5 protein-coding genes are annotated in these 3704 nt (G+C 61.0%); 4 read left to right on the top strand and 1 reads right to left on the bottom strand.

What is annotated here, in order from left to right:
• The first annotated feature begins 126 nt into the window (after nt 1-126).
• From EN984_RS26190 to EN984_RS26180, 3 genes are read left to right on the top strand one after another with little or no spacing between them, the layout of a single operon-like run.
• Entirely contained in the window at nt 127-1086 is a 960-nt protein-coding gene (locus tag EN984_RS26190; RefSeq protein ID WP_236382683.1) for a branched-chain amino acid ABC transporter permease, read from the top strand.
• 2 nt (nt 1087-1088) lie between these two features.
• Complete coding sequence (locus EN984_RS26185; protein WP_127266691.1) at nt 1089-1853, top strand: ABC transporter ATP-binding protein; 765 nt, start codon at nt 1089-1091, stop codon at nt 1851-1853.
• On the top strand, nt 1853-2581 hold the full coding sequence (locus EN984_RS26180) for an ABC transporter ATP-binding protein (protein WP_127266690.1): 729 nt from the start codon (nt 1853-1855) through the stop codon (nt 2579-2581). Before EN984_RS26185 ends, EN984_RS26180 begins: the two co-directional genes overlap by 1 nt.
• 132 nt (nt 2582-2713) lie before the next feature.
• Here EN984_RS26180 and EN984_RS26175 read toward each other — a convergent pair whose 3' ends face one another.
• The gene (locus EN984_RS26175; RefSeq protein WP_127270601.1) at nt 2714-2914 is read right to left on the bottom strand and encodes a hypothetical protein; all 201 of its coding nucleotides are present in this window, start codon (nt 2912-2914) and stop codon (nt 2714-2716) included.
• 63 nt (nt 2915-2977) lie between these two features.
• Between EN984_RS26175 and EN984_RS26170 the strand changes: the two genes are divergently transcribed.
• Complete coding sequence (locus tag EN984_RS26170) at nt 2978-3181, top strand: CsbD family protein (RefSeq protein WP_023809505.1); 204 nt, start codon at nt 2978-2980, stop codon at nt 3179-3181.
• Nucleotides 3182-3704 lie beyond the last annotated feature (523 nt).

Raw genomic sequence — 3704 nt, 5'->3', positions numbered from 1 at the left:
TTTCGGTTCGTCCTTGCCCTTCGTCGGATCGGAGTGGCGTGACGTCTTCGTTTTCGGGACCCTGATCCTGTTCCTTGTGTTCAAGCCGACCGGCCTTCTTGGACGCTCTGTCGTGGAGCGGGTGTGATGATCGACGAAGTGAGAACCATGCCGGCAGCCGTGCAACCGCAATTGATGCGCTGGTCCGTCGTGCTGCCCGGCCTGGCGGCACTCGCCGTCGCGCTGGTGTTGCCGCAATTCGCCAACGGCTATGTGACCGAGGTGGCGACCACGGCGCTGCTCTATGTCGTTTTGTGCCTCGGCCTCAACATTGTCGTTGGCTATGCCGGCCTGCTCGACCTCGGCTACGCCGCCTTCTTCGCAGTCGGCGCGTACACGTCAGGCATCCTGACCGCCGAATTCGGGTTCAATTTCTGGCTCACCATCCCGGTCGCCATGGCGGCAGCCTGCGTGGCTGGCATCATCATCGGGGCTCCGACATTGAGATTGCGCAGCGACTATCTGGCGATCGTGACGCTGGGCTTCGGCGAAATCGTGCGCATCATCGCCCGCAACCTCGACATCACCGGTGGCGCGAGCGGACTCATCGGCATCGAGCGCCCGGAGATATTCGGCTTCAGGTTGATGCAGGTGCAGCACTTCTACTATGCGTTCCTGGTGCTTGCGCTGCTCACCGCCTTCGTCTGTCTGAGCGTCGAGCGATCGCGAATGGGACGAGCCTGGTTCTACGTTCGCTACGATGAGGACGCCGCCGCTGGCATCGGCATCAACCGTGTCACGGCCAAGCTGCAAGCCTATATGATGGGCGCGGTGATCGCTTCGGTGGCCGGATGCCTCTACGCGGCCAAGATGACGGCCATCTCGCCGGAGAGTTTCACCTTCAACCAGTCGCTGCTCATCCTTCTCGGCGTCGTCCTGGGCGGCATGGGCCGCATTCCCGGCGTCGTCCTTGGTGCTGTTCTGGTGGCCCTGCTTCCCGAAGTGCTGCGCGGAGCAGGCACCTATCGTCCCCTGGTGACCGCGATTGCGCTGCTGGCAATCATGCTCTTCAGGCCGAACGGGCTGTGGCCGGACAAGCGAGTTTGACCATGGCGCTGCTGGAAGTCCGCGATCTGCGCCTCAGTTTCGGAGGACTGAAAGTCCTTCACGACATTTCGTTCTCAGTTGAGAAAGGCGCCATCAACAGTCTTATCGGGCCGAACGGGGCCGGCAAGACATCACTCTTCAATTGCCTGACCGGCTTCTACAAGCCGAAGGGCGGCTCGATCAGTCTGGGCGGCCGGCCAATCACCGGCTTGCCGCCGCATCGCATCACCGCGCTCGGCCTCGCCCGCACATTCCAGAACATCCGGCTGTTCAAGGAAATGACCGTTCTGGAAAACGCCATGTCCGGCCAGCATTGCCGCAGCCGCCACGGCATCATGTCGGCGATCCTGCACTTGCCGGCACAGCGGCGCGAGGAGGAGACGATCCGCGCGGCTGGCATGCGCTGGCTCGATTTTGTCGGTATCGAGCAGCATGCGCATCGCCGCGCCGGCGGTCTCTCTTATGGCGATCAACGGCGGCTCGAACTCGCAAGAGCCCTGGCGTCGGCACCCGAACTCATCCTGCTGGACGAGCCTGCCGCCGGCCTGAACGAGCGCGAGAAGCTGGACCTTGTGCACCTGATCCGCCGCATCCGCGACGAAACCGGCGTCACGGTCCTGCTGATCGAGCATGATATGGGCCTGGTCATGCAGGTGTCGGAGAAGATCGTGGTGTTCGACTATGGGCAGAAGATCGCCGACGGACGGCCGGAGGCCGTGCGAACAGACCCCAGGGTCATCGAAGCCTATCTCGGTACGGAGGAATGATGGACGCCGAAATCGTTCTTTCCGCGGACCGCATCGTCGCGCGCTATGACGGCATCGAAGCCCTTCATGGTGTCAGCCTTTCGGTCAAACGCGGCCAGATCGTCGCCCTGCTTGGCGCGAATGGTGCGGGCAAGAGCACCACGCTGCGCACGCTGTCCGGCCTCGTTGCCGCATCCTCCGGATGTGTCCGCTTCCTGGGCGAGGATATAACCAAAGTCCCTGCCCATCGCCTGCCGCATCGCGGGCTCGTCCACGTTCCGGAGGGAAGGCGTATTTTCGGCGACATGACGATCAAGGAGAACCTTGACCTGGGCTCTTTCACGCTTGCCGACGACGCCGAGCGCCGCCGGCGGCTGGATCATGTTTTCGAGCTCTTCCCCATCCTGGCGCGCAGACAGAATGGCGATGCAAGGAACCTCTCGGGAGGCGAGCAACAGATGCTGGCGATCGGCAGGGCCCTCATGGCCGCGCCCAAGGTGCTGTTGCTCGACGAGCCTTCCATGGGTCTGGCGCCGCAACTGATCAAGGAAGTCATGAACATCGTGCAGCGCCTCAATCGTGAAGGCGTGACCATCCTGCTTGTGGAGCAGAATAGCAAAGTCGCCTTGAAATTCGCCGACTATGGCTATGTGCTCAAGGCTGGGCGCGTTGTGCTTGAGGGACCAGGCAGTGATCTTGCGAGCAACGAAGCGGTCATCAGCGCCTATTTAGGTGGCGTCGCTGCTTAGCTGGCAAAGCTGCCAACTCCCGGATTTTTACAAAATGAGGCCGCCACTCCAGTCCAGCCCCTAACATATTGATTTGTGCAGGAAGCACTGACCCTCAGAGACAGACTACGCTGGCTTAAGATGACTGTGCCTCTAGACGGACGGCGGCGACAGGATGAAAAGCGCTTGCGCCTGCTTGGTGGCGGAACTGTTGCGGAAGGTGTGGAGGCGTCTTGGGTCGAAGGTCGTGGCGTCGCCTTCGAGCAGGACGACCTCAATTGATGACGCAGGCTGAGCGTAAAGGAATGGATCGCGGCCTGTGAGAGCAAGACGAGCGTCGAGTTCCAGGAACATCCGTCGTTGATTTGCGTTTGCTCTCCGAGGTTAGACGTTTTCAAACCGAAGGAGAACGGTGTCATGGACTGGAACCGCGTGGAAGGAAACTGGAAACAGGTGAAAGGCAAGGTCAAGGAGCAGTGGGGTAAACTCACGGATGACGACCTTGACCGCATCGCCGGCAAGCGCGATCAACTCGAAGGCAAGATCCAGGAGCGTTACGGCCTCGAAAAGGACCGTGTGCGGCGCGATATCGATGACTGGTACGGTCGACAGGGCTGGTAAGCGCGTGAGCCCCGGGCCGCGGCCAATTCCAAGACGCGGCCCAACAGTCCGGCAGGTCCGGCTCATGCAGATGCCGAGCCTTATCGTCAGTTGAATTTTGCAGCAAGGATTTCGTACTGTGTCAGAAGATATCTCTCGCAAGCAAGAGCAACGGGGGACAAGAAGGATCGTCATGTGGGCGATCGCAGTTACCGCTGTGATTTTCCTTGTTCTGCTGGCTACATTCGTGTTCGGCCCGCTGGTATGATTTTCATCGCCGATGATTGAGTTGTTTCCAGCGAGATCCGGGGATGATCGGGCGTTTGAGGGCGCTTGCAGCGGCCACCGGGCCGCGTCTTGCGACTGCGGCAGCAGGCGCGGATGAGCCGACAACCCGTCAAGTTGATGCCATCCGCGCTGCCCTGGGTGGCAGGCGTATTCGCGGCAATCGCCATTGTTCCGGTAGTTTGCGCCATCAACTTGGTCCGCGGCGACAATCTCCGGGAAACCACCATTGCACAGGCCATCGGGGGCGACCCTGACC

This window comes from Mesorhizobium sp. M7A.F.Ca.CA.004.12.1.1 (genome assembly GCF_003997835.1).
Classification (GTDB): Bacteria; Pseudomonadota; Alphaproteobacteria; order Rhizobiales; family Rhizobiaceae; genus Mesorhizobium.
Note: the sequence above shows the minus strand (reverse complement) of the source record. Positions and strands in the feature narration are given on the sequence as shown.

Bases quoted from the DNA above. Each gene is read 5' to 3' on its own strand.
- EN984_RS26185 (WP_127266691.1), top strand. From the start codon at position 1,089: ATGGCGCTGCTGGAAGTCCGCGATCTGCGCCTCAGTTTCGGAGGACTG.
- EN984_RS26190 (WP_236382683.1), top strand. From the start codon at position 127: ATGATCGACGAAGTGAGAACCATGCCGGCAGCCGTGCAACCGCAATTG.
- EN984_RS26170 (WP_023809505.1), top strand. From the start codon at position 2,978: ATGGACTGGAACCGCGTGGAAGGAAACTGGAAACAGGTGAAAGGCAAG.
- EN984_RS26175 (WP_127270601.1), bottom strand. From the start codon at position 2,914: ATGTTCCTGGAACTCGACGCTCGTCTTGCTCTCACAGGCCGCGATCCA.
- EN984_RS26180 (WP_127266690.1), top strand. From the start codon at position 1,853: ATGGACGCCGAAATCGTTCTTTCCGCGGACCGCATCGTCGCGCGCTAT.